The following is a 24381-nucleotide window of genomic DNA, read 5'->3' as shown; positions in this document are numbered from 1 at the left end:
TTCCAGCCCTTCAGGCGCTGGCCATTCGTCGGTCGCTAATTTGCCTCGGCAAGCGCTTGGCTCACCCTGATCCTTGCGGCACGTCTTGCGAAATCCTTGCCGAACCAGGCGGCTTTCCGCATGGTTCGCATCTGGTATCGTACAGGCCAGCGTCTGGCCGTCCACCTGTCGCTCGCGGCAACAGCCGGAGAGGCCAATATGTTACGCCAATCCAGCCTGTTTTGTGCGACAAAATAAGACAGCACTACTGTCCTAAATTTTTATGGCAGAATTCCCTGGCGCACACAAGACCGATTCACAAAAAACTTGAGGCTTCCGCGACATAAAATTACGTGAAGATGAGAGAAAACGTAAGCTTCAGTCGCCGTTTCCCGCCTGCGCCACGGCTGGCTTTAACGGTTTTCCAGCATCTGGCTCTTGCGGTTGGAACATGAAACCGGTCAACTCCGCACCGATTTCCCCAACACAGGCAGATGCATGTTCTTCGCTTCCGACAATTGGGCAGGCGCCCATCCCAATATCGTTGCCGGCCTGTCGGCCGCGTCCGCCGGCTTCGCCACCGCCTATGGCGACAGCGCGCTCGACCAGGCAGTCTACCAGCGCTTCAACGAAATTTTCGAACGCGAGGTCGCGGTCTTCTTCGTGGCGACTGGCACCGCCGCCAATTCGCTGTCGTTGACCACCTTCAACAAGCCCGGCGGCATTTCCTTCGCCCACCGCGAATCGCACGTCATCGAAGACGAGTGCGGTGCGCCGGAATATTTTTCCGGCGGCGCGCGGCTGCATGCCGTCGACGGCGCGCTCGGCAAGATCGACCCGCACAATCTGGAGCGAACCATTGGCCGCTTCGCGCCCGAAATCGTCCATTGGGGACGGCCAATGGCGGTTTCGATCACCCAGTCGACCGAGGTTGGCACCATCTATGGCCTGAACGAGATCGAGACGATTTCGGCCATCGCCAAACAGCATTCCGTGCCCTTGCACATGGATGGCGCCCGCTTTGCCAATGCGCTGGTCGCGCTCGACACGACGCCGGCCGAAATGACCTGGAAACGCGGTGTCGACATCCTGTCCTTCGGCGGCACCAAGAATGGCTGCTGGTGCGCCGAGGCGATCGTGCTGTTCGACCTCGACCGCGCCAGGGAGTTGGCCTTCCTGCGCAAGCGCGCCGCCCAGCTGTTTTCCAAGTCGCGCTTCGTCGCGGCGCAGTTCGAAGCCTATTTTAGGGACGACCAGTGGCTCGATACGGCACGCCACGCCAACGCCATGGCCGCACGCCTCGGGGCGGCGATCGAGGATTCGGCCCATGCGAAGCTGGCCTGGCTGCCGCAGGCCAACGAGGTGTTCGCGGTGATCAAGAAAGCCGAGGCCGACAGGCTGCAGGCCGCCGGTGCCGCCTTTTACGACTGGCACAAGCCGCATGGATTTGACGGCCATATCGGCGAGGACGAGTTGCTCTATCGCTTCGTCACCAGCTTTGCGACGTCAGCCGAGGAGGTCGACCGCTTTGGCCAGCTGATCGCCGGATAGGCGACCTTGCGGATAACAAAAAGCGGCGCCTTTCGGCGCCGCTTCCGTCTCGGGAGGAGACTTAAACGTTAGGCAGCGGTCTTGGCCTCGATCTGCTTGGCCTTGGCCGGAGCCGAGGTGATCGCGATCTTGCGCGGCTTCAGTTCCTCGGGAATGTTGCGCTTGAGATCGACGAAGAGCAGGCCGTTCTTCAGCGCGGCGCCGACGACTTCAACGTGGTCGGCAAGCTGGAAGCGGCGCTCGAAGGCCCTGGAGGCAATGCCGCGATAGAGCAGCTCGGAGCCTTCGCCGGTGCCCTCATCCTTGCGCTCACCCTTGACGGTCAGCACGTTGCGGTGGGCTTCGATCGAGATCTCTTCGTCCGAGAAGCCGGCGACCGCCATCGAGATCCGATAGGAATCCTCACCGGTACGCTCGATGTTGTAGGGCGGATAGGTCTGCGCGCCATCCGGCTGCGCAAGCGAATCCAGCATGGTGAAGAGACGGTCGAAGCCGACGGTCGAACGGTAAAGCGGGGAAAAATCAACGTGACGCATGAGGTGTTCTCCTGTTGAGCAACATGGTTTGCGTATGGTCGGTGCGAAACCCTTGAGCGGCGTTTCGGGAGGACCAGCGGCCCCGACATTGGCGACCGCATTCCACATTTGGGGAGCGCCCGAATGCATTTCAAGTTTCGCCGGATGGCAAAAAACCACGCCGCCTGCCCCCCTGATGAACGGCAGATGAACCGGACCTTCGGCGCGCGTTCAGACGGGTGCCGCTAGAGTGACCTCAAGATCAAGGATTGGCGGTGCTGGATTTTGCAAAGGTGCCGCAACGAGGCCGAACCGGGTGTTAACGTCCCTTCCTCCCGGATCGACAGGGGCCGGAAGTGCGCTCTCAAGCGGCTTCCGGCTTTCCCGTTGCCGATCTTCCCTCGCCCGGAATTCCTTTGCTTTTGACGCATTGGCGTCTATCACCTTGACGAGGCCAGCCGCGACGGGCTGGTGAGACGCCGAGCACAAAGCGCCGAATGACGGACCTTCTCCACGAGACGCCGCTTTTCCACGAAACCGAGGGCAATCCGCGACCGGAAAACGCCACCGGCGGCTTCTTCGTCACGCGCGATCGCAAGAGGATCCGCTATGGCCTGTTCGCGGCGGTGGCGCGGCCGATGCGCGGCACGGTGGTGCTGCTGTCCGGCCGCAACGAGTGCATCGAGAAATATTTCGAGACCATCCGCGACCTTGCCGCCCGAGGCTTCGGCGTCGCCACGCTTGACTGGCGCGGCCAGGGTGATTCCGACCGGCTGATCCGCGACCGCCAGCGCGGCTATGTCAGGTCCTTCCGCGATTATACCGCGGATCTCGAGCAGTTCTTCGAGGAGATCGTGCTGCCCGACTGCCGCGGGCCGTACTATATCCTGGCCCATTCGGCGGGTGCCGTGATCACGCTGCTTGCCGCGCCATCCATGGTGAACCGTGTGCGCCGCATGGTGCTGATCGCGCCCTTCCTGACCTTGCCCGACCTGCCGGTCTCGATCAGGACGGTCCGCCGTGTCTGTTCGTTTTTCTGTGCATTGGGGCTCGGCCGGCTCTACGCCGCGTGGGGTCCACGGCCGAGACAAACACTGCCTTTCGAGGCCAACAAGGTCACGACGGATCCGCTGCGCTATCGCCGCAACACGCGCATCTATGAGGAGCATCCGCAATTGGCGCTTGGCGGCCCGACGATCCGCTGGCTGCAGGCAGCGGCGAAGGCATCGGAAGCGATCAGCGACCCCGACTTCATGGCCCGGATCCAGGTGCCGTTGCTGATCATCGCCGCCGGTGCCGACCAGGTCGTCTCGACCAAGGCGGTCGAAACCTATGCCAGAAGTCTGCGGCTCGGTTCCTTGCTGATGATCGACGGTTCCAAGCATGAAATCCTGCAGGAAGTCGACCTCTACCGCGAGCAATTCCTGGCCGCCTTCGACGCCTTCATTCCCGGCTCCGACGACCCGACGGCCTGACCCATGGCGCTGTGCTCCACGGGCGGGCATAGCTGACACACCGTTGTCAGGAACGGGGCTTCGGCCAGCCGAGCAGCACGCAAAGTGCTAAAGATTCTGACAGCCCGGCCCACCTGGGAATGCTCATTTGCATGCGTTGAATTGAACGCCATGGAGATGAGATCATGACCGAGAAAACCTGCGCCGCCTGCGATTGCCAGCTGGACGCCAACCCGATCCGCGTCAAGGTCGGCGGCAAGACCGTCGAGGTCTGCTGCGAGGAATGCGCGAAGGCGCTGAACGAAGCCGGCGCCTCGGCGTCTGGCGTGAGCGAGGATTGAGCCATGCGCCCCGATCATGCAGCGGCGCAACGCCTGGCTGGCCGAGGCCCGGCGCCGGCAATCCGCACCGAAACCCTCCGGCCGACCGTGCTCGCCCAATGCGTCGCGGGGGGCCAGATGGCTTGGCCGTCAGATGGAGAAACGCCGAAGCCGCCTTGCCTTGCTCGAAATGAGCGACGAACAACTCAAGGACATCGGCCTGTCACGCGGCCAGGTCTATTCGGAATTCAAGCGCCGATTGCGGGACTGAGGCGCGTTTTCCAGAAGTCTCCTGACAGGAATAGACAGGCCGTTCGCGTAAAATGCCACCGCGATGCCGGAGTGATTTTTCGGCGAGAGGAAAGCGCCACGGCCATGTCGCAATTCGCGGTTCAGCCGCTTCTAGATACCGGCATAGTCAAGGTGCGGGACGTCGTCTGCGGCGGCCAATGCCGTCACAGGAGCGATGAGGAATGCACGGCGGCCACGCATTTGGTGTTTCCCTATCGCGGCGTCTTCGTGCGCCATGTCGGCCGCAACGACGCTGTCGCGGAAGCCAACCAGTTGCTGTTCTTCAATGAGGCCGAGCCCTATCAGGTCAGCCACCCCGTCGAGGGCGGCGATGCCTGCCTCGACCTCGTCATGGAGGAAGGCCAGTTGCGCGAACTGGCGCGGAAGGAGCAGTTGCGCGCTGGCGACCGCCTGGCGTTTCGGCGCCAGCGCCGGCGCATCGACCCGCGCGCTCAGGCGCTGATGGCAATGCTGCGCCACAGCCTGAGCCGCAATATCGCCGAAACGCTGGAAGCCGAGACGCTTGCCCTGACCCTGGTGCGGCGCTCGCTCGGCGAGCGCACCTCGCATGTGGCGGGTGCCAGCCCCGGTCGGCAGAAGCTGGTCGACCGGGCCAAGCTTGTGCTGTCGTCGGACCTGTCACGCCGCTGGACGCTGGCCGGGATTGCCGCCGAGGTTGGCGTGTCGCCGGTCTATCTGACCCAGGTGTTCCAGCAGGTCGAGGCCATGCCGCTCTATCGCTATCATCTGCGCCTGCGCCTGGCGCGCGGGCTCGACCTGCTCGGCCGCTACGACAATCTGACCACGCTGGGCATGGACCTCGGCTTTTCCAGCCACAGCCATTTCAGCGCATCGTTCAAGCAGGTTTATGGCCGTACGCCGGCGGAATTCCAGCGCTCGATCAGATCGCGCTGAAGCCGATCAGCCGCGCAGGGCAGCCATGGCGGCCGCGTGAAGCTCCGGTGTCGCCGCAGCCAGCACATCGCCACCCTTTTCCGCCGGTCCGCCGTCGAAAGTGGTGACGACACCACCCGCCTTCTCGATGATCGGGATCAGCGCCACGATGTCGTAGGGCTTCAGGCCGGGGTCGGCGACGATGTCGACGCTTCCCGAGGCGATCATGGCGAAGGCATAGCAATCGGCGCCGTAGCGGGCGAGCTGGACCTGCTTCTCGAACGCGTCGTAGCGCGTGCGCGCCTCGCCCTTGAACAGCGCCGGCGTGGTGGTGAACAGCGTTGCCTCGTCGAGTTTTGTCGTCTTGCGGGTGGAAAGGTGGCGCGGTCCGCCCGGCCCTTCATAGTGCGAGCCGGAGGCGTTGGCGTAGAACAGTTCGCCGGTGAAGGGCTGCGCCATCATGCCGGCAACCGCGTCGCCGTCGACCGTCAGCCCGACCAGCGTCCCCCACACCGGCAGGCCGGAGATGAAGGCCCGCGTGCCGTCGATCGGGTCGATCACCCAGACATGCCGGCTGGAGATGTTCTCGCTCCCGTGCTCCTCGCCGAGAATGCCATGGTCGGGATACTGCGCCGATATCAGCGCCCTGATGGCGCGTTCGGTCTCGCGATCGGCTTCCGTGACCGGGTCGAAACTGCCTTTTTCCTTGTTGGCCACGGCACCCTGGGCGCGAAAGCGCGGCAGGGTTTCCGCCGCTGCCGCCTGCGCGATGCGGCGCATGAAATCGATGCTGACGTCCAACTGATTCTCCCGCATTGCAGAGTGCCCAACCGGGCTCTGCCGACACTTTCTCGCCAAAACAAGCCTGTTTATCGATTTATTCGCCGCGACAGACGTTGCCAGAATGTCACATCAGCGCCATCGAAACCCAGTTTCCACATCACTCTGAATTAAAAAAGCCTGAAGGTCGCTTGACATTTGTGCACCGCACAATACCCTCGGCCTCGGACAGGTTTTCCTGTCCATGCCCTCCTTGGGCGTTTCCTCCCTAGACTTCGACCGTATCGTGCAAACGATGCGGTCTTTTTTTACGCTGCGGTTTCAATGGCACGTCGCTCAAGGGTGCCTGGCGGTGAGTGTCTGCTTCGGGACAACGAAACGCATGACCCGATTTCACTCAGCGGCCAGCGGCAGGTCGATGAAATGATGGTCCGGCATTGCCATCAGATCCGCTGAAAATCGCGTCAGGTCATCGGCCAGCGCGTCGAAACCGGCGGCCTTCTCAAACGTCCGCTCATTCATGTAGAGCCCGCGATTGACCTCGATCTGCAGCGCATGCAGATGGCGCGCCGGGCGACCATAGTGCTCGGTGATGAAGCCGCCCGCATAAGGCTTGTTGTGGGCGACGGTATAGCCCATCGCGGTCAGCAGGCCGATCGCGGTCTCGGTCAGGGCAGCGGTGGCCGAAATGCCGAAACGGTCGCCGATGATGAAATCGGGCCGCAGTCCGCTGTCGCCGACGCGGATGCTCGCCGGCATCGAGTGGCAGTCGATCAGCACGGCAAAGCCGAAGCGGGCATGGGTCCTGGTCAAAAGCCGCTTCAGCGTTTCGTGATAGGGTTTGTAGACGGCCTCGATGCGGGCAACGGCTTCTGCCAGCGGCAAGCGGCCGGAATAGATGTCGAGCCCCTCGCCGACCAGCTTCGGCACCGTGCCAAGCCCGCCCGCTACCCGCGCCGAGCGGATGTTGCAGAAGGATGGCACCGGTTCGGCGAACATGCGCGGGTCGAGTTCCCATGGCTCGCGATTGACGTCGAGATAGGCGCGCGGGAAATTCGCCGCCAGCATCGGTGCGCCCAGCGCCACGGCGCCGCCGAACAGCTCATCGACGTAGCAATCCTCCGAGCGCCGGATGGCGTTGCGGTCGAGCCTCGCCATGGCAAGGAAACGCTCGGGATAGTAGCGGCCGCTATGCGGTGAGTTGAACAGGAAGGGAACGCGCTGCTCTGCGCCCGATCGGATTTCGAAGGGTTGAACGACCGAAAAATCCTCGGCTGCCGTCTTCAATTTGCACGAACCCGAAAACACCAATGCATCATCGCATGAAAGTGCCACCTTGCTGGCCGCATGTCCAGCTTTTCGCCATCCGCATCGCCTTGCCGAATGCTGATAATGCTTCGCCACGTTCACTTGATGTTTACCGTCACCTCCTCATATACAGGATGGTTAACGGGCTGCCCGGGCGGCAGTCTCGGGCGGGTGATTCGGACGGGATATCATGGCACGCATTCTTCTGGCGGAAGACGACGACGATATGCGTCGGTTCCTCGTCAAGGCGCTGGAACGCGCCGGCTACCAGGTCAGCGATTTCGACAACGGCGCCAGCGCCTATGAGCGGCTGCGCGAAGAACCGTTCTCGCTGCTGTTGACCGACATCGTCATGCCGGAGATGGACGGCATCGAGTTGGCACGACGCGCCACCGAGATCGATCCCGACCTCAAGGTCATGTTCATCACCGGTTTCGCCGCCGTTGCGCTGAACCCGGATTCCAAGGCGCCGAAAGACGCCAAGGTGCTGTCGAAGCCCTTCCACCTGCGCGATCTCGTCAATGAGGTCGAGAAGATGCTGCAGGCGGCCTGAGCCGCTTTCCACAAGGGCATCGCCGCTGCGGCGAGACGACGCCTTCTTTCCTTTTTCCTGCTATTGACGCGCCGGACCAAAAGTGGTGTATGCGCGGCTTCGGATGGGCGTGTAGCTCAGCGGGAGAGCACTGCATTGACATTGCAGGGGTCACAGGTTCAATCCCTGTCACGCCCACCATCCTTTCAGATACTTAGAAGGCTTTGTGCCGCTTGGCACGGAACCCCGGGCCAAACTCGGCCGCGTTTTTCTGAAAATCAACGTGGTGGTGACCGTGGACCTTATCGCCATGCCGCGCGCCATGTGGCTCACGACATTCAGATAGATCGATACGGGTTCAACGGCCTGGCCGGCGGCTTCGTCACGCGCGAGTTGTCGAACCTCTTCCATCGGCGCGAATGTGCGCTGATTCGCCTTCCCGGACGTACCGGCGGTCGACGCTTGTAGCAGTCGGGGAATCGCACACCGGCCTCCTTCATATGAATGAAGCTACGGTTTTCAGATCAGCACATATTGATGGAACTGAAGGCCCATGAGGCATCAGGTTGGTTAGGCTGCTCAAGGCCCACCCGCCATAGCGTGGCCGCCGGACAACCGCATACGCATGGCAGGTGGCTGCAGACGATGATTGACTGGTGGAGCACGGAGCACAACGGGAGACCAACCTCGCCAACTGATCAAGCGCAATGGCAGCGCTCTTGAAACGCAGATGCTACGTCAGGAGATCGGTTCAACGTGGCGAGGAATATCGCGGCTGGGGTTCGAAGAACCGCGGCGCATGCGAGCGTTTGGCCAATGGCTCCGTCGCCGGTCGACGCACGAACCAAGCTGTACCAGCAAACGCTTCGCTGACCGCCGGTCACCGAACAAAGGCCCGATGCGCGGCGGCAGCTTCTCGGAACGCTGTCTGAACGGCGGTCGTCCAGGGGCGGTCGAGTGGGTTCTCCGCAGTTCGGAATCGTCTCCGAGACCGGTGCACGTTCAACGCAACGATCACCGCGGCCTTGTCGCCAAAACTCTACAAAATACGGGGGGTCGTCATGCCTGGCGAGGGTGAACGCATTGATCAGGCTCCGGCCCATCATCGCAATCGCTGGGGCGTTATAGCCATATGTGTCAAATTGACCATGATCGCCATTTTCGTGGCAATCACCAATTTCGACTTCTGGGATCGCGTCGGAAATCTGTTCGCCAACGGGCGCTTCACCACCCTGGCTCCATTCCTCGCAATCTGGGGACTGGCCATGGTGGCGTTGTTGTCTGCGTCGTTCCAGCCCCGGCTCGTGACACGCCTGTTATGGGCCGTGCCGCTTGCACTGTCGAGCGGGGCAGCCTGGGTCTATTTCCAGGCAAGTCACGCCGATCTGTCGGTCTTCGATATCCTTTCCCTTTGGGCCAGCCGTAATTCCGTCGGCGAGGCCGCCGGTTTCTATGATCGGCTGATCTGGCCTGCCCTCGCGATCATGGCCCTTGGCGTGACGTCGCTTTCAATTCCGCCGGGAGTGACAGGCGCCTGGCTCTCGAGATGGATAGGGCGCATGGTGTGGCTTCCATTGCTGCCGATCCTGATTATTGCGGCCGTGGTTTATGCCAAGGACGGAGGCGGTTCCTCCGGCCTGCCGAAGCAGTTTGCTCCGCTGGCTCTGTCCGCAATGGCCGCAGAGCGGATCCTGACCCAAGGCGCCCCGGAGCGCCGCGCTGTCACATGGAACGCCACGGCACAGGTCAGGCCTCGCAACATCATCATGATGATCGACGAAAGCGTTCGCGCCGATTTCGTCGACCTCTCGCCTCGCAATTCGTACACACCAAACATCGCCGCCCTCGCCGACAGATTCGTCGATTTCGGTCCCGCCGTGTCTGGCGGCGACTGCAGTATTTATTCGAACGCCATACTGCGCCTCACGGCGTCGCGCCGCGATCTCGCCAATTCCGTCAATACCAACCCGACGATCTGGCAGTACGCGAAGAAGGCCGGATACCGGACGGTATATATCGATGCGCAGTCGACCGCCAAGGCAGTCGTCCTCCTGGGGAGCACGAATTTCATGACGGCGCGGGAAAAGCGCGACATCGACAAGACCTATTTCATGGACGACGTGCAGATGGACCGCGCCGATTTCCGGTTGATCGACATCCTACGCGGCGAGTTGGCCGGCAGCCAGCCAGTCTTCATTTACGCCAATAAGAACGGCGCGCATTTTCCCTATGACTGGTCCTATCCCGCATCGGAGGCCGTCTACGGACCGACAGTCACGTCGGCCGGCAAGGACACGGTCGTGACACGCTTGGCGTCGTATCGCAATGCGGTCCGCTGGTCGGTCGACCAGTTCATGAAAAAGCTGTTCGAGAGCGCCGATCTTTCGAAGACCGCGATGATCTATACGTCCGACCACGGACAGGCGATAAAAATCGGCCAAGCAACCCACTGCACCATCTATGATCCTGATCCGCGTGTGGGTCTTGTTCCACTGATGGCCTATACCGCCGATCCGGCGCTGAAGGCGCGTTTCGCGGCCGGCGCCGCGGCCAATCGCGACAAGGCGAGCCATTTCCAGATCGTTCCCACCGTGCTGGAGCTGATGGGCTATAGTCCCGCCGACATCGCGTCCGAATACGACGAGTCGCTCTTCGCGGCGACGTCCCGCCCTCCGCAATTCACCAGCGGTGACATCTTTGGGTTGTTCTCCGACTCCATGCACTGGAATTCGATAGATCTGTCACTGGACTACCTCGAGCCTGACGCGAAAAGATTGCTGCCGGATGTGGCGTCAGCGAGGGCTGAGGGCCCCTGATGGCGGGTACATCGCAATGAGCTTGGCGGGCTTGATCGCGGACACCAGATCACGCCAGTGGGCCAGCGGGTGGTGCACTCCATCGCCTGTCGCAGATCGGGTCTCCGATGCGGCGCGCGGCAGTCACACCGTGAGGCGTCAGATCCAGAACGTCTTCAGGCGGCCGAGCCGCCACCGTGCCTTCGCCAGCCGACCGGATTTCGGCTTCTTGCCAAGCTCGACCCGCCGCCTGATTCTTCTGAAGATCGCATTCCCAGGCTCGATCTTCACCAACCTTGCCGCCATCTCCACCGCCGACTTTCTGTCCTCCAGCACTTCGAGCAGGACATAGGCCGAGCACGCCATGGCGTAGGGATAGCCGGCCCTTGCCGCCGCGAAAAACACCTCGAAATCCCTGGCCATCGTCAGGAAGCCGCCAATCCGGTCGGTCAGGATGTCCATCATCGGCAACGGAATTTTGGAGCGCCGCCGGGATTGGCTGATCATCAGCGATTTCAGCATGGCCTCGCCGGCCGGATAGTTGCCTTCGCGAAAATGCGCCGCCGCCAGCTTCAGGTCATAGGCGTCGTTTTCCGGATCCAGCACCTGGGCTTTTTCCAGCAACTCCCTCGCCCGCGCCGGGTCGATCTTGTCTTCCAGCGACAGGAACGACCATTGGTAGCCAAAGGCGGCTTCAAGGGGATGATAGTCGGCTTGATGCGCCTGCAATTCCTGCATGATGATTTCCGCCGCGCGCGGTTTGCTGAACAGCGTGCTTATGTCCAGGCACGGGACCTCGCCCATGACGGACGCAACCACCGCGTAGATGCTGTTGCCGGCATGGATCCGCTGGCACCTTGCCATCAGCGCCATCTCGAAGAATGCGCTGAGCGCCTCCTCTCCCTTGAAGTCGGCGGCGCCGAAATCGTCGGTCCGCAGTGCCCCGGTTTGCGCGCTGACATAGTCGAGCGTCGCGCGATCCTGGCCGACAAGGAGCGTCGTCAGGCCCTTCGACGAGAGCTCCGACACAACAGCCTTGGCCAGGGTCGAAGGGATGACCTTGTCGGCGAAAACCAGCCTTCTGCGATGGTGGCCATGGACGATGTCGCCACTGCGAAGATGCAAGGCGGCCATCGGGCCGGGAAAGCGGCATTTGCCGGCGGCATCCAGGGCCCGCCGCACGCCCGGCGCGAACCCGAAGGCCCGCAGCGCTTCGGACCGATCCGGTTGAACACCCTGGCCACGGAAGAAATCCAGAACATCGAAGTCGTCGCAGATCCAGCCGCGCTGCCTCCCCTCTCTTGCAGCTGCTTCAAGGTCCGACGGTGCGAAGGCCGCGCCGCCAAGGACACCGAAGTCGGCAACCTTGATCGTCTCGCCCAGCCAGTGCTTGTCGATGAAGTCCGCGGAGAAGATCTTCCCGACCACGTCGACGGTATGCGATTGCTGGTCGATGATATCCCGGCTGCTCCAGGTGAAGCCGAAACGGTAGCCGAGCCTGTCGGCGAGGGCCTTCGCATTGGCCATCGCCAGCAGTCGGCCGCCCAGCCCATCTTCCCTGTTGACGACAATCAGCATCGATCCTCCGTCACGCGGCACCGAGTCGGACATCGCCCTTTTCAATGTGGAGGAGAAACCATGCATATGTCTGTTCCAATCCACCGCGAGGTTCGACCGCGTCAACCGCCGGCCAGCTGCCGCGAGGACGAGCTGTCACTTGCCGTCGCGCTTGCCCGGATCGCCAATTCGATTTCCCGAAAAAGCCGATTGGCGGGTTCCGCCTTGAGGGACAGCGTGGCCATCGTCAAGGCGGCCTCGGTTCTGCCCAGGGCCGTGTGAAGGATCTGGGCCGAGCATGCCGCGGCGTAGGGGTATCCTGCCTTGGCGGCGGCAAAGTAGAGTTCAAAGTCTCCTGCCATGATGTGGCCACGCGCCGAGGGGCGGGTCAGAACCCGCAGAATCCGCATCGGATTTTCGGCGCGGGCGTCGACTTCCTTGAGCATGAACGCTTTCAGAACCGCCTCGCCGCCTTGATAATTCCGTTCTCGAAAATAGCCGGCCGCCATCTTCAACGCATAGGCGGGGTTTTGTGGATCGAGCGCGGCCGCCTTTTCGAGAATCTCCCTCGCCTGCGCCGGGCTGGTCCTGTGTTCCGTCAGCACGAAGGCCGACTGATAACCAAAGGCGGCCTCCAGCGGATGGTAATCGGATTGCCGAGCCTTCAATTCGTCCAGGATGACCTCGGCTGTCCCGCGATTGCCGAACAAGGCTTTTGGCCTGATGACCCGGATGCCGCCCATCACCGACGAGATTGTCGCGAACACGCTGCTTCCCGCATGGATCTGTCGACACCTAGCCATCAATGCCATTTCGAAAAACGCCTTGAGTGTCTCGTCTTCAAACTGGCTCGCGCCGAAATCGTCGGCGAGAAAGGCCCCGGTCGCCGATTTCAGATAGTCGAGCGTTGTCCGGTCCTGGCCGATTACCAGCGTCGCCAGGCCTTTTGACGCCAGGTTCGATACGATCGCCTTGGCTAGCGGCGCGGGAATGACCTTGTCGCAAAACTCCAGCTCCGAGCGATAATTCCCGTGGATGATGTCGCCGCTGCGCAGATGCAGCGCGGCCATCGGCCGGGAAAACCGAGGCTTGCCGGCGGCGGCGATCGTTGCTCTCACGGATTCGGAAAAGCCAAACGTGCCAAACGTCCGATGCCTCGAGCGGGCCGACCTGTTGGCGGGCAGCATAGCCCTGAACCAGTCCTGCCGGAACGATCTCAGGATGCGGAAATCATCGCAGATCCACCCCTGGAGGCCGTTTTGACGGGCGTCGGCCGCCAGGCTGGACCGGGTGAACCGGGTTCCATCGAGGACGCCGAACCGGGCCGTGTCGATCTTCTCGCCAAGCCAGTGTCTTTCGATGAAATCGGCGGCAAAAACCTTGTCGACGGAATCGACAATATGGAATTGCATGTCGTCGATGGACCGGCGGTTCCAGGTGAAGCCGAAACGGCACCCCATTTTGTCGGCGAGACATTTTGCATTGACCATGGCAAGCAGGCGCCCTCCAAGGCCATCCGTCCTCGTCGCCGCCAATGTCTTCATCGAGAAATCGCTCAAGCGGCATCAACTTTCGGGTGCTGTCAGCCGGACCTGGCCGGCTTCGATATGCCGGAGGAACCATGCATATGTCTGCTCCAGCCCGCTGTGCAGCGAGTACCGGGGGCGCCATCCCATGGCAAACAGCCGCGAAACGTCCAGCAACTTGCGCGGTGTACCATCCGGCTTGGTCGCATCGAACGTAATCTCCACGTCGCCGCCGACGATCGAGGCGACCGTCCTGGCCAATTCGGCGATGGTGATGTCCTGACCCGAGCCGACATTGACATGGCTTTCCCCGCTGTAGGTTTTCAGGAGGGAGACCAGGGCATCGGCGGCATCGTCGACATGCAGGAACTCACGCATCGGCGTGCCCGATCCCCATACCTGCAGGGTCTTGTGACCGGCCTGCTTCGCTTCATGTGCCTTGCGCATCAACGCAGGTATGACGTGACTGGATTCAAGGTGGAAATTGTCCCCTGGACCATAGAGATTGGTTGGCATGGCCGAGATGTAGTTGACACCGTATTGACGCCGGTAGGCTTGGCAGAGTTTCAACCCGGCGATCTTGGCGATCGCATACCATTCATTGGTTGGTTCGAGCGGGCCGGTCAGCAAGGCGTCCTCGGGGATCGGCTGCGGCGCCAGTTTTGGGTAGATGCAGGATGAACCGAGGAACAGCAATTTGCCCACTTCGCTGCGGAAGGCGCCCTCGATGAGATTGGTCTGCACCGCGACATTGTCATAGAGGAAATCGGCCGGAAACCGGTCATTCGCAAGGATGCCGCCGACCTTGGCCGCGGCCATCACCACGGCATCCGGCCGACGGTCGGCCATCCAGCGTCGCACACCGGCCTGATCCAGGAGATCGAGTTCGGCGCGCGTCGCGGTCAGGATCTCGCAGTCTTCGACCGCCAGCCTGCGCAGGACGGCGGACCCGACCATGCCACGATGTCCGGCCACGAAAACCCGCTTGCCTTTGAGATCGAAGGTCTCGTTCATCGCATTGCCTCCGTCAGGAACGGCCACTGGGCCTGTTGTCGGCGCGTGCCAGATCCGACCGCACCATCTCCGCCACCAGGTCCTTGAACCCGGTCACATGCGACCAGCCGAGCCTGGTCCTGGCCTTGGACGGGTCGCCGACAAGCAGGTCGACTTCCGCCGGCCTGAAATAGCGCGGATCGATACGCACCAGAACGGCGCCTGAGCCTGCGTCGATGCCAATCTCGTCCACACCGTGCCCCTGCCAGAGAATGGTCCTTCCGGTCTCGGCAAAGGCCAGTTCGGCGAATTCGCGCACTGAGTGCGCCTCGCCGGTCGCCAGCACGAAATCGTCGGCCTCGTCGTGCTGCAGGATACGCCAAATGCCCTCGACATAGTCGCGTGCATGACCCCAGTCGCGCCTGACATCGATGTTGCCGAGATAGAGCGTTTCCTGGCGGCCATGGTGGATCGAGGCAACTGCTCGCGTGATCTTGCGGGTCACGAAGGTTTCGCCGCGAACCGGGCTCTCATGGTTGAACAGGATGCCGTTGGCCGCGAACATGCCGTAGGCCTCGCGATAGTTTACCGTCGCCCAGTAGGCATAGAGCTTGGCGGCCGCATAGGGTGAGCAGGGACGGAAGGGCGTCGTCTCGCGCTGCGGCACCTCGAGGGTCTTGCCGTAAAGTTCCGAAGTCGAGGCCTGGTAGAAGCGCACGGTCTTTTCCAGGCGCAGGATGCGGATTGCCTCAAGCAGCCTGAGCGTTCCCAGGGCATCGGCATTGGCCGTGTATTCAGGTGTCTCGAAACTGACCTGGACATGGCTCTGGGCGCCCAGATTGTAGATTTCGCTGGGCCGCGTCTCTTGCACCAGCCGGATCAGGTTCGTGGCGTCGGTAAGATCGCCATGGTGCAGGAAGAAGCTGATATCGCGTTCATGCGGGTCGACATAGATATCGTCGATACGCTCGGTGTTGAACGAGGACGAACGGCGCTTGACGCCATGGACGATATAGCCCTTCGCCAGCAGCAACCGCGCGAGATAGGCCCCGTCCTGGCCGGTTACCCCGGTTATGAGGGCCACTTTGTCCGCCATCGGCTACTGGTCCACTGATCCGCGCTCCCCTCAATACGGGCTGAGATCAATATCGCAAATCTCCCGAGCGGGGGATACTTCTAGCCGAATTTCATTCGGCTCAGACGCCCGCGACGGCGCACAGGCTCTTCATCCGCGCTATGGCAAGGTCGGGATCGGCCAGCAGGCCTGCCTGGTCGGCAAGGCGGAAGACCTCCGCATAGTGGCGGATGCCGCGTGCCGACTGCATGCCGCCGACCATCGTGAAATGATCCTGGTGGCCGTTCAGCCAGGCCATGAAGACGATGCCGGCCTTGTAATATTCGGTCGGCGCCTCAAAGATCTTTCGTGACAGCGGCACCGTCGGCGTCATAAGCGCGTCATAGCCGGCCCGGTCGCCCTCGGCGAGCCTTGCCAGGGCGGCATTGGCGACCGGCGCGATGGCGTCGAAAATGCCGAGCAAGGCATGCGAATGCCCACGGCTGTCTCCGGCGATCAATTCGGGATAGTTGAAATCGTCGCCGGTGAACATCACGACGCCGTGCGGCAGCCGATCGCGCAGCGCAACCTCCTTGCCGGCATCGAGCAGCGATATCTTTATGCCTTCGACCTTGTTTGCGTGACGTTCGATGATGGCGACCACCGTATCGAGCGCGGTCTCGAAATCGTCGCTGCCCCAATAGCCCTTCAAGGCCGGGTCGAACATGTCACCAAGCCAGTGCAGGATGACCTTGCCGGAAGCTTGGCTGAGAATCCGGTCGTAGACGGCGGCGTAGTCGTCCGCTCCCTTCGCCACCGCCGCCAATGCGCGGCTGGCCATCATGATCGCCTTGCCGCCTTCTCCTTCGATGAAAGCGAACTGCTCCTCATAGGCGGCGATCACATCGTCAAGTGTCCTGGCCGACGCCGGCGCCAGATGGTCGGTCCCCGCGCCCGAGGCAAGATCCGCGCCATCGACGGTGCGGGATTCGGCGATCGACCTGCGGATCAAGTCCCGTGCGCTTGGCCAGTCGAAACCCATGCCGCGCTGAGAAGTATCCATCGCCTCGGCGATGCGGAAGCCGAGCCGCCACAGATGGTGGCGGAACGCCATCGTCCTGTCCCAGTCGACCACGGGCCGCGACCATGGATCGGTCATTTTGAGGGGATCGGCAACGACATGCGCGGCGGCATAGGCGACGCGCGAAAACCGCGCGCCGATTACCGGCCGCACCGGCTGTCCGACAAGCGCGTAGCGGCTGCTATGGCCACCCTCACCAGGCAAGGAAATATCCATCGAGCTCTCCCTTTACCGCGCCTATAAATGGAACGTTCCAATAAATCAAGAACCTTTAAGATTCGGGAGCGGCCTTCTTGGAAATGCTGCATCGCAGCACGGTACTCGTTACAAGACATGGCCTGTGACACCAGATTATCGATTCTCCAGGTGAGAGAAAAATCTCGATTGACTCTCGATTGGAGCAGTGATTAGAACGTTCCAATAATTTGGGACCGAAACCGGGAGGAGCTATCGGGATGGCCAGCCGGGCCAAGGCGACGATCTTCGACATTGCCCGCGAGGCAGGCGTGTCCAAATCGACGGTGTCGCTCGTGCTCCAGGGCAGCGGGCTCATCCGGCCCGAGACGGCGGTCAAGGTGCGCAAGGCGATCGAGGATGTCGGCTATGTCTACAATCGCGGCGCCGCCAATCTGCGCAAGGCCCATTCCAACGTCATCGGCATGGTCATCAACGATCTCACCAATCCGTTCTTCGCCGAACTGGCGGTTGGCATGGAGCGCGTCTTCCAGTCCGCCGGCATCGTGCCCTTCATCGCCAACACGGCGGAGAATCCGGTGCGCCAGGAAGAGGTACTGAAGTCGCTGATGGAGCAAGGCGTCGCCGGCCTCATCGTGTCTCCGGCGCGCGGCACCACGCCAGGCGCTTTCCGGCGGCTGGAAATGGCTGGCGTGCCGGTTGTCTTCGCCATGCGCCGCCTGCCTGAAAGCCGCATCCCGGTGATCGCGCCCGACAATCATCGCGGCGCCTATCTTGCCGCTGCTCATCTTATCGGCAAAGGCCATCGCCGGCTGGCCTTCTTCGGCGGCACATCGGACCTTGTGGTCTATCAGGAACGGCTGGGCGGCTTTCGCGAAGCCTGCGAGACGCTGGGCATCGCCGCTCGCGACGTGCTCGTCATCGAGGGCGAGACCAGCCGCAAGGGTGGCATTGCCTGCCTGGAAACCGCACTCGCAATGGCCGAGCCGCCGACATCGGCGCTTTGCTTCAACGATGCCGTCGCCTTCGGCGTGATGCTGGCATTGCGCAAGCGCCGGCTTGAGCCGGGACCGGATTTCGCTGTCGTCGGCTTTGACGACGTGGTCGAGGCCGAACACTACATGCCGGCGCTCACCAGCGTCGCGGTTGACACAGCCGGTCTCGGCGAACGCGCCGCACACGTCATGCTCAAGATGATCCAGTCGCGCACCACGCGTGCCGAAGACCATATCGGCGCGGTCAATCTCGTGGTCAGGGAAAGTTGCGGCCCGGATCGCCGCACACGAAACAGGCCTGCAGGAACGGGGGGCGCGGCATGAGCGTCAGGTGGGGACTGATCGGCGCCAGCACGATCGCCAGGCAATTCATGATCGATGCCATTCGTGCGCAAGAGGGTGGCGAGATCGCGACGGTGATGAGTTCCAGCCCGGAACGCGCCACGGGCTACGCGCGGGAAAATGGCATTCCGGCCGCCGTGTCGAGCCTCGATGCCTTGCTTGGATCCGGCATCGACGCCGTCTACATCTCGACCACCAACGAGTTGCATCTCGAGCAGGCGCTTGCCGCCATCAAGGCTGGAAAGCATGTGTTGTGCGAGAAGCCGCTGGCGCTGACCAGCGCCGACGCACGCAAGATGGTCGCGGCCGCCAGCGCTGCCGGCATCGTGCTCGGCACCAACCATCATTTGCGCAACGCCGGTGCGCATCGCGCCATGCGTGAAGCGATCGCCGCCGGCCGCATCGGCAAACCGATCGCCGCACGCGTTTTCCATTCCGTCTATCTGCCGGAAAACCTGCAAGGCTGGCGCATCACCAAGCCCCAAGCGGGCGGCGGCGTGGTGCTCGACATCACCGTGCACGATGCCGACACGCTGCGCTTCGTGCTCGGCGACGATCCGGTCGAGGTCTCGGCCTTCACGCAAGCTGCCGGCATGGCCGGCAGCGGGCTGGAGGACGGCGCCATGTGCATCTGGCGCTTCAAATCGGGCCTCATCGCCCAGTCGCATGAAGGCTTCACCACCCGCTTCGCAGGCACCGGCTTTGAGGTGCATGGTTCGGAAGGCTCGCTGATCGCCGGCAATGTCATGACCCAGAAGCCGGACGGCTCGGTGCTGTTGCGCACGGCCAAGGGTGAGGAGCAATTGAGCTTCGACCGCGAGGATCTCTACGTCAGGTCCGTGCGTCGGTTCCATGCCGCGATCCGCGGCGACGGCCAGCCCTCCGCCACCGGCGAGGACGGTATCTGGTCGCTGGCCTCGGCCGAGGCGGCACTGCAATCGGCTAGCTCCGGCAAGGCCGTCAAGATCGACCCGAAACTCGGGAGCATGAAGTGAGCAAGGTCGTTTCCGCAACGCACGCAGCCAGCCTGATCAAGGACGGCACGGTTGTTTCCGTGTCGTCGTCGAGCGGCCTTGGCTGTCCGGACGCGGTGCTGGCCGCCATCGGGGAACGTTTCGACGCGGAAGGTCACCCGAAGAACATCACCACGCTGCACCCGATCGCCGCCGGCGACATGTATGGCATCAAGGGCATCGATCACCTTGCCAAGCCCGGCTTGCTTAAGCGCACCCTGTGCGGCTCCTATCCATCCGGCCCCTCCTCCGCCGAGCCGCCGCAGATCTGGAAGATGATCGGCGACAATTCGGTCGCCGCCTACAATGTGCCCTCCGGCATCCTGTTCGACATGCACCGCGAAGCCGCCGCCAAGCGGCCGGGCGTGCTGACCAAGGTCGGTCTCGACACATTTGCCGATCCGCGCCATCAGGGTTGCGCCATGAACGCGGCGGCAAGCGAGCCGATCGTTTCGGTGCAGCAATTCGACGGCGAGGAATGGCTCTATTTCCGCTCGATCGTGCCGCAGGTGTCGATCATCCGCGCCACCACGGCCGATGAGCGCGGCAACCTCACCTATGAGCATGAAGGCGCCTATCTTGGCGGCCTGGAGCAGGCGCTCGCCGCCCGCAACAATGGCGGCGTCGTCATCGCGCAGGTCAAGCGCGTGGTGGAGAACGGCACGCTGAAGCCGCATGACGTGCGCGTGCCCGGCGTGCTGGTCGACCATATCGTGGTGGCGCCCGACCAGTTGCAGACGACGCTGACGCCTTACGACCCGGCGATTTCGGGCGAGATCTTCCGGCCGCTGTCGACCTTCCGCAACGCCGAGATGAACGTCCAGAAGGTGATCGCCCGCCGCGTCGCCATGGAATTGCGCGATGGCATGGCCGTCAACATCGGCTTCGGTATCTCGGCCAATGTGCCGCGCATCCTTCTGGAAGAAGGCCAGCACGGCAAGGTCACCTGGGTGATCGAACAGGGCGCGGTCGGCGGCGTGCCGCTGCTCGACTTCAAGTTCGGCTGTGCCTCCAACGCCGAGGCGATCATGCCCTCGCCGCACCAGTTCATCTATTTCCAGGCCGGTGGCTTCGACGCCTCGCTGCTCTCCTTCCTGCAGATCGACCGCCACGGCTCGGTCAACGTCTCGAAACTGTCGGCCCGGCCGCATGTCACCGCCGGCGCCGGCGGCTTTGTCGACATCACCGCGCGGGCCAGGAAGATCGTTTTCTCCGGCTTCTTCAATGCCGGCGCGAAACTCTCATTGGCCGATGGCGGCATCCGCATAGACCAGGAGGGCAAGGTCAAGAAGATCGTCAGCGAGGTCGAGCACATCTCGTTTTCGGGCAGGCGCGCGGTCGCCCAGGGCCAGGACATCACCTATGTCACGGAGCGCTGCGTGATGAAGCTGACGCCTGACGGGCTGATGGTGACGGAACTGGCGCCCGGCATCGATCTCGAGCGCGATGTACTGGCGCAGTCCGAAACACCGCTTGGCGTCGCCAACGACCTCAAGGTGACTCCGGCCGCGCTCTATCAGGATCGGCCTATCGGCCTGTCGCTCGATGGCGGCGCTTCGCTCGGAGGCGTGCATGGCTGAGCCTCTCGTCACCTTCGAGCGGGACGGCGCCATCGGCATCGTCACCTTGCGGCGGCCGGAAAAGTTCAACGCGCTGGATATTCCGATGCTGCGGGCGCTGGAAACGGCGCTCGAAACGGCCGAGGCGGCTGAAGGCGTGCGCGTCGTGCTGTTGCGCGGCGAAGGCAAGGGCTTTTGCTCCGGCGGCGATGTCGAGGCGTGGGCGCAGATGAACGCGGCCGACTTCCAGGTGCAATGGGTGCGCTACGGCCACCGGGTGTTCGACCGGCTGGCAAGGCTGCGGCAACCGACGATTGCCGTGCTGTCGGGCCATGCGCTGGGCGGGGGGCTGGAGCTTGCCGCCGCCTGCGATTTCCGCGTCGCCGAGGCGCATGTGAAACTGGGTTTCCCCGAAACCTCGATCGGCGTCGTGCCCGGCTGGTCCGGCACGCAGCGCGCCGTGCGCCGCTTCGGCGCCCAGACCGTGCGCCGCTTGGCCTTGGGTGGCGAGATACTTCTCGCCCCCGAAGCGCTGGCCCTTGGCGTGGTCGACAGGGTCGTTGAAACCGGCAACGGGCTGGCCCAGGCCAGCGCCTGGGCGCAGACGATCGCCGAGCGCGGGCCGTTGGCGACCGAAGCCGCCAAGCTGATGATCGCTGTGGCCGAAGGCGAGGAAAGTGCGGCGGCAACGGAAGCGCTGGCCAGCGGTTTCATCGCGCTCTCCGGCGACCTCAAGGCTGGTGTAAGCGCTTTCAAGACCAAGCAGAAACCAGCATTTTCAAGAAGCTAGAGAAAAAATCCTGATGAACGCCCCCCTCAACATCGCCATGCCCGCCGAAGCGTCAGCGGCGCCAAGAACCTATCGGCTGCTGATCGACGGCAAGCATGTCGACGCCGGGGATGGCCGCACGCTGGAACGCAAGAGCCCCGGCCATGGCTTCACCGTTTCGCGCTATGCGCAGGCCGGCGAGGCCGAGGTGGAAGCGGCGATGCAGGCCGCGCACAGGGCGTTCGAGACCGGCCCGTGGCCGCGCATGAAGGCCTCCGAACGCGCCGCAATCCTGTTCAAGGCGGCCGACCTGATCGAGACGCGGCTGGAAGACATCGCCCGGCTCGATGCGCTGGAATCGGGCAAGCCGATCGCCCAGGCGCGCGGCGAGATCGGCGGCGCCGTCGACATCTGGCGCTATGCCGCCTCGCTCGCCCGCACGCTGCACGGCGAGAGCTACGCCAATCTCGGCGACGCCATGCTGGGCGTGGTCGTGCGCGAACCGATCGGCGTCGTCTCGATCATCACGCCGTGGAATTTCCCGTTCCTGATCGTCAGCCAGAAAATGCCCTTCGCGCTTGCCGCCGGCTGCACGGCCGTGGTCAAGCCGAGCGAGATGACCTCGGCCTCGACTTTCGTGCTCGGCGATATCCTGCTTGAGGCCGGCTTGCCCGCCGGCGTCGTCAACATCCTTGCCGGCCTGGGCGGTGATGTCGGCGCGCCGATGGTCAGCCATCCGCTGGTCGAGATGGTGTCGTTCACCGGCTCGACCCGCGTCGGCAAGATGACGATGGCGTCCGCCGCGCAGTCGCTCAAGAAGGTCTCGATGGAGCTCGGCGGCAAGAACGGCCAGATCGTCTTCCCCGATGCCGATCTCGAAGCTGCCGCCGACGCGGCGGTGTTCGGTGGCTTCTTCAATGCCGGCGAATGCTGCAACGCCGGCAGCCGGCTGATCGTGCACGAGGCGATCGCCGACGACTTTCTTGCCGCCGTAAAGGCACTTACGTCGAGAGTAACGGTGGGAGATCCACTGGACGATCGAACCAAGGTCGGCGCGATGATCTCGTCCGACCATCTGGCCAAGGTGACCGGTTACGTTACGGCGGCTGCAAGCGGCGGCGGCAATGTTTACAACGGCGGCCGGCAGCTGGTCTCCAATGCCGGCCAATATCTCGACCCGACCATCATCCGCGGCGTCACCGAGGACATGGCCATCGCGCGCGAGGAAGTGTTCGGCCCGGTGCTCTCCGTGCTGACTTTTGAAACGATTGAAAAGGCGTTGCACATCGCCAACAACACGCCCTATGGTCTGTCTGCAGGCGTGTGGAGCGCCAGCATCGACACGTGCATGTCGGTGGCGCGTGGGGTGCGTTCGGGGACGGTTTGGGTGAACACATTCATGGAAGGTTATCCCGAGCTGCCTTTCGGAGGCTACAAGCAGTCCGGTCTCGGACGCGAACTCGGCAAACGCGCCGTCGAGGACTATACCGAGGAAAAGACAATCCAGTTTCATCGCGGCCAGCGCACAGGATGGTGGGTCGGCTGAGTTTGGAAGAACCCGGTGGGCTTCCACCGGTCGTGCAATGCAACAAGGGAGGAAGTACATGTTGCGCAAACTGCTTATCGGAACGGCTCTCGCGACGAGCTTTGCGTTCTCGGCGCATGCCGCGGACGTCAAGGAAGTGCAGATGCTGCATTGGTGGACGTCGGGCGGCGAAGCGGCTGCCCTCAACGTCTTGAAGGGCGATCTCGCCAAGGAAGGCTATGCCTGGAAGGACGTGCCTGTGGCCGGCGGTGGCGGCGACGCCGCCATGACCGCGCTGAAGGCGATGGTCGCTGCCGGCAACTATCCGACCGCCTCCCAGATGCTCGGCTACACCGTGCTCGACTATGCGGCGGCCGGCGTCATGGGCGACCTGACCGAGACGGCGAAGAAGGAAGGCTGGGACAAGTCGGTTCCGGCCGCCCTGCAGAAGTTCTCCGTCTATGAAGGCAAGTGGGTCGCGGCCCCGGTCAACGTCCACTCGGTCAACTGGCTGTGGATCAACAAGGCTGTCATGGACAAGATCGGCGGCACCGAGCCGAAGACCTTCGACGACTTCGTTGCCCTGCTCGACAAGGCCAAGGCGGCGGGCGTGATCCCGCTCGCTCTCGGCGGCCAGAACTGGCAGGAAGCCACCATGTTCGACTCGGTCGTGCTGTCGACCGGCGGACCCGAGTTCTACAAGAAGGCCTTCAACGACCTCGACGACGCTTCGCTCAAGTCCGACACGATGAAGAAGTCGTTCGACAACCTGGCCAAGCTCGTCACCTACGTCGACCCGAACTTCTCGGGCCGCGACTGGAACCTTGCCACCGCCATGGTGATCAAGGGTGATGCGCTGGTGCAGGTCATGGGCGACTGGGCCAAGGGCGAGTTCCACGCCGCCAAAAAGACCCCGGGCACGGACTTCCTGTGCTATCGCTTTCCGGGCACTGACGGCTCCGTGATCTACAACTCCGACATGTTCGGCATGTTCAACGTTCCGGACGATCGCAAGGCCGCCCAGGTCGCACTGGCCACCGCCACCTTGTCGAAGAGCTTCCAGTCGGCCTTCAACGTCGTCAAGGGTTCGGTTCCGGCCCGTACCGACGTTCCCGACACCGACTTCGACGCTTGCGGCAAGAAGGGCATCGCCGACCTGAAGGCAGCCAATGACGGCGGCACGCTGTTCGGCTCGCTGGCCCAGGGCTATGGCGCGCCTCCGGCGGTCGCCAATGCCTACAAGGACGTCGTCTCGAAGTTCGTCCATGGCCAGATCAAGACCTCGGACGAAGCCGTGACCGAGCTGGTCAAGGCGATCGACGACGCCAAGTAAGCGCCGGCCGCGAAAACACC

Annotated in this window: 20 protein-coding genes, 1 tRNA gene and 1 pseudogene; 14 read left to right on the top strand and 8 right to left on the bottom strand. The window is 62.9% G+C overall.

Annotation, left to right across the window (positions count from 1 at the left end; all coding sequences use genetic code 11):
- The first annotated feature begins 477 nt into the window (after positions 1-477).
- The gene (locus tag EB230_RS10235; protein WP_056577523.1) at positions 478-1530 is read left to right on the top strand and encodes a low specificity L-threonine aldolase; all 1053 of its coding nucleotides are present in this window, start codon (positions 478-480) and stop codon (positions 1528-1530) included.
- Positions 1531-1598: 68 nt separating this feature from the next.
- On the opposite strand, the gene EB230_RS10230 is transcribed toward EB230_RS10235, so the two are convergent.
- Complete coding sequence (locus tag EB230_RS10230; protein ID WP_013893124.1) at positions 1599-2066, bottom strand: Hsp20 family protein; 468 nt, start codon at positions 2064-2066, stop codon at positions 1599-1601.
- A gap of 476 nt (positions 2067-2542) precedes the next feature.
- Between EB230_RS10230 and EB230_RS10225 the strand changes: the two genes are divergently transcribed.
- From EB230_RS10225 to EB230_RS10210, 4 genes and pseudogenes are all read left to right on the top strand, one after another.
- On the top strand, positions 2543-3520 hold the full coding sequence (locus EB230_RS10225) for an alpha/beta hydrolase (RefSeq protein ID WP_056577527.1): 978 nt from the start codon (positions 2543-2545) through the stop codon (positions 3518-3520).
- Positions 3521-3684: 164 nt separating this feature from the next.
- Positions 3685-3840, top strand: a complete 156-nt coding sequence (locus tag EB230_RS10220) for a hypothetical protein (protein WP_171883282.1) — start codon at positions 3685-3687, stop codon at positions 3838-3840.
- A 112-nt stretch (positions 3841-3952) separates the two neighbouring features.
- Positions 3953-4090: pseudogene (locus EB230_RS32565) on the top strand (DUF1127 domain-containing protein); the annotation flags it as partial.
- Positions 4091-4194: 104 nt separating this feature from the next.
- Positions 4195-5025 carry an AraC family transcriptional regulator gene (locus tag EB230_RS10210; RefSeq protein WP_172372213.1) on the top strand — a complete coding sequence of 277 codons (831 nt, stop codon included), beginning with the start codon at positions 4195-4197 and terminating at the stop codon, positions 5023-5025.
- A 6-nt stretch (positions 5026-5031) separates the two neighbouring features.
- Here EB230_RS10210 and hisN read toward each other — a convergent pair whose 3' ends face one another.
- Positions 5032-5805 carry a histidinol-phosphatase gene (hisN, locus tag EB230_RS10205; RefSeq protein ID WP_056577536.1) on the bottom strand — a complete coding sequence of 258 codons (774 nt, stop codon included), beginning with the start codon at positions 5803-5805 and terminating at the stop codon, positions 5032-5034.
- Between the two features lie 372 nt (positions 5806-6177).
- Complete coding sequence (locus EB230_RS10200; protein ID WP_140771865.1) at positions 6178-7119, bottom strand: N-formylglutamate amidohydrolase; 942 nt, start codon at positions 7117-7119, stop codon at positions 6178-6180.
- Between the two features lie 163 nt (positions 7120-7282).
- Here EB230_RS10200 and EB230_RS10195 point away from each other — a divergent pair, with 163 nt between their 5' ends.
- The 3 genes from EB230_RS10195 (at position 7283) to EB230_RS10185 (ending at position 10440) form a co-directional block, all read left to right on the top strand.
- A complete protein-coding gene (locus EB230_RS10195; protein WP_006199474.1) occupies positions 7283-7645 on the top strand; it encodes a response regulator in 363 nt (120 codons plus the stop codon).
- 105 nt (positions 7646-7750) lie between these two features.
- Positions 7751-7825 (top strand) — tRNA-Val (locus EB230_RS10190).
- 860 nt (positions 7826-8685) lie between these two features.
- The gene (locus EB230_RS10185) at positions 8686-10440 is read left to right on the top strand and encodes a sulfatase-like hydrolase/transferase (RefSeq protein ID WP_172372212.1); all 1755 of its coding nucleotides are present in this window, start codon (positions 8686-8688) and stop codon (positions 10438-10440) included.
- 138 nt (positions 10441-10578) lie between these two features.
- Here the strand turns inward: EB230_RS10185 and EB230_RS10180 are convergent, their stop codons facing one another.
- From EB230_RS10180 to EB230_RS10160, 5 genes are all read right to left on the bottom strand, one after another.
- Positions 10579-12030, bottom strand: coding sequence for a hypothetical protein (locus EB230_RS10180; protein ID WP_246738929.1), 1452 nt, complete (start codon positions 12028-12030; stop codon positions 10579-10581).
- A 68-nt stretch (positions 12031-12098) separates the two neighbouring features.
- On the bottom strand, positions 12099-13163 hold the full coding sequence (locus EB230_RS10175) for a hypothetical protein (RefSeq protein ID WP_171883281.1): 1065 nt from the start codon (positions 13161-13163) through the stop codon (positions 12099-12101).
- Positions 13164-13541: 378 nt separating this feature from the next.
- Entirely contained in the window at positions 13542-14516 is a 975-nt protein-coding gene (locus tag EB230_RS10170) for a GDP-L-fucose synthase (RefSeq protein WP_056577547.1), read from the bottom strand.
- 13 nt (positions 14517-14529) lie between these two features.
- On the bottom strand, positions 14530-15591 hold the full coding sequence (gene gmd, locus EB230_RS10165) for a GDP-mannose 4,6-dehydratase (protein ID WP_056577550.1): 1062 nt from the start codon (positions 15589-15591) through the stop codon (positions 14530-14532).
- 100 nt (positions 15592-15691) lie between these two features.
- On the bottom strand, positions 15692-16846 hold the full coding sequence (locus tag EB230_RS10160; RefSeq protein ID WP_056577553.1) for a dihydrodipicolinate synthase family protein: 1155 nt from the start codon (positions 16844-16846) through the stop codon (positions 15692-15694).
- Positions 16847-17085: 239 nt separating this feature from the next.
- Here EB230_RS10160 and EB230_RS10155 point away from each other — a divergent pair, with 239 nt between their 5' ends.
- From EB230_RS10155 to EB230_RS10130, 6 genes are read left to right on the top strand one after another with little or no spacing between them, the layout of a single operon-like run.
- Entirely contained in the window at positions 17086-18144 is a 1059-nt protein-coding gene (locus tag EB230_RS10155) for a LacI family DNA-binding transcriptional regulator (protein WP_056577560.1), read from the top strand.
- Positions 18141-19157 (top strand): Gfo/Idh/MocA family oxidoreductase, encoded by a 1017-nt coding sequence (locus EB230_RS10150; RefSeq protein WP_056577563.1) that lies wholly within the window; start codon positions 18141-18143, stop codon positions 19155-19157. Before EB230_RS10155 ends, EB230_RS10150 begins: the two co-directional genes overlap by 4 nt.
- Entirely contained in the window at positions 19154-20755 is a 1602-nt protein-coding gene (locus EB230_RS10145) for an acyl CoA:acetate/3-ketoacid CoA transferase (protein WP_056577566.1), read from the top strand. The genes EB230_RS10150 and EB230_RS10145 overlap by 4 nt, the downstream gene beginning before the upstream one ends.
- Complete coding sequence (locus EB230_RS10140; protein ID WP_056577933.1) at positions 20748-21524, top strand: enoyl-CoA hydratase/isomerase family protein; 777 nt, start codon at positions 20748-20750, stop codon at positions 21522-21524. The genes EB230_RS10145 and EB230_RS10140 overlap by 8 nt, the downstream gene beginning before the upstream one ends.
- A 13-nt stretch (positions 21525-21537) precedes the next feature.
- Positions 21538-23049 carry an aldehyde dehydrogenase family protein gene (locus EB230_RS10135; RefSeq protein ID WP_056577569.1) on the top strand — a complete coding sequence of 504 codons (1512 nt, stop codon included), beginning with the start codon at positions 21538-21540 and terminating at the stop codon, positions 23047-23049.
- Between the two features lie 58 nt (positions 23050-23107).
- Positions 23108-24361, top strand: coding sequence for an ABC transporter substrate-binding protein (locus EB230_RS10130; protein ID WP_056577572.1), 1254 nt, complete (start codon positions 23108-23110; stop codon positions 24359-24361).
- The last annotated feature ends 20 nt before the right edge of the window (positions 24362-24381 follow it).

It is taken from the genome of Mesorhizobium sp. NZP2234 (genome assembly GCF_013170765.1).
GTDB classification, from domain to species: Bacteria; Pseudomonadota; Alphaproteobacteria; order Rhizobiales; family Rhizobiaceae; genus Mesorhizobium; species Mesorhizobium loti_D.
Note: the sequence above shows the minus strand (reverse complement) of the source record. Positions and strands in the feature narration are given on the sequence as shown.

Bases quoted from the DNA above. Each gene is read 5' to 3' on its own strand.
- EB230_RS10235 (WP_056577523.1), top strand. From the start codon at position 478: ATGTTCTTCGCTTCCGACAATTGGGCAGGCGCCCATCCCAATATCGTT.
- EB230_RS10230 (WP_013893124.1), bottom strand. From the start codon at position 2,066: ATGCGTCACGTTGATTTTTCCCCGCTTTACCGTTCGACCGTCGGCTTC.
- EB230_RS10225 (WP_056577527.1), top strand. From the start codon at position 2,543: ATGACGGACCTTCTCCACGAGACGCCGCTTTTCCACGAAACCGAGGGC.
- EB230_RS10220 (WP_171883282.1), top strand. From the start codon at position 3,685: ATGACCGAGAAAACCTGCGCCGCCTGCGATTGCCAGCTGGACGCCAAC.
- EB230_RS10210 (WP_172372213.1), top strand. From the start codon at position 4,195: ATGTCGCAATTCGCGGTTCAGCCGCTTCTAGATACCGGCATAGTCAAG.
- EB230_RS10195 (WP_006199474.1), top strand. From the start codon at position 7,283: ATGGCACGCATTCTTCTGGCGGAAGACGACGACGATATGCGTCGGTTC.
- EB230_RS10185 (WP_172372212.1), top strand. From the start codon at position 8,686: ATGCCTGGCGAGGGTGAACGCATTGATCAGGCTCCGGCCCATCATCGC.
- EB230_RS10180 (WP_246738929.1), bottom strand. From the start codon at position 12,030: ATGTCCGACTCGGTGCCGCGTGACGGAGGATCGATGCTGATTGTCGTC.
- EB230_RS10175 (WP_171883281.1), bottom strand. From the start codon at position 13,163: ATGCTGCCCGCCAACAGGTCGGCCCGCTCGAGGCATCGGACGTTTGGC.
- EB230_RS10170 (WP_056577547.1), bottom strand. From the start codon at position 14,516: ATGAACGAGACCTTCGATCTCAAAGGCAAGCGGGTTTTCGTGGCCGGA.
- gmd (WP_056577550.1), bottom strand. From the start codon at position 15,591: ATGGCGGACAAAGTGGCCCTCATAACCGGGGTAACCGGCCAGGACGGG.
- EB230_RS10160 (WP_056577553.1), bottom strand. From the start codon at position 16,846: ATGGATATTTCCTTGCCTGGTGAGGGTGGCCATAGCAGCCGCTACGCG.
- EB230_RS10155 (WP_056577560.1), top strand. From the start codon at position 17,086: ATGGCCAGCCGGGCCAAGGCGACGATCTTCGACATTGCCCGCGAGGCA.
- EB230_RS10150 (WP_056577563.1), top strand. From the start codon at position 18,141: ATGAGCGTCAGGTGGGGACTGATCGGCGCCAGCACGATCGCCAGGCAA.
- EB230_RS10140 (WP_056577933.1), top strand. From the start codon at position 20,748: ATGGCTGAGCCTCTCGTCACCTTCGAGCGGGACGGCGCCATCGGCATC.
- EB230_RS10135 (WP_056577569.1), top strand. From the start codon at position 21,538: ATGAACGCCCCCCTCAACATCGCCATGCCCGCCGAAGCGTCAGCGGCG.
- EB230_RS10130 (WP_056577572.1), top strand. From the start codon at position 23,108: ATGTTGCGCAAACTGCTTATCGGAACGGCTCTCGCGACGAGCTTTGCG.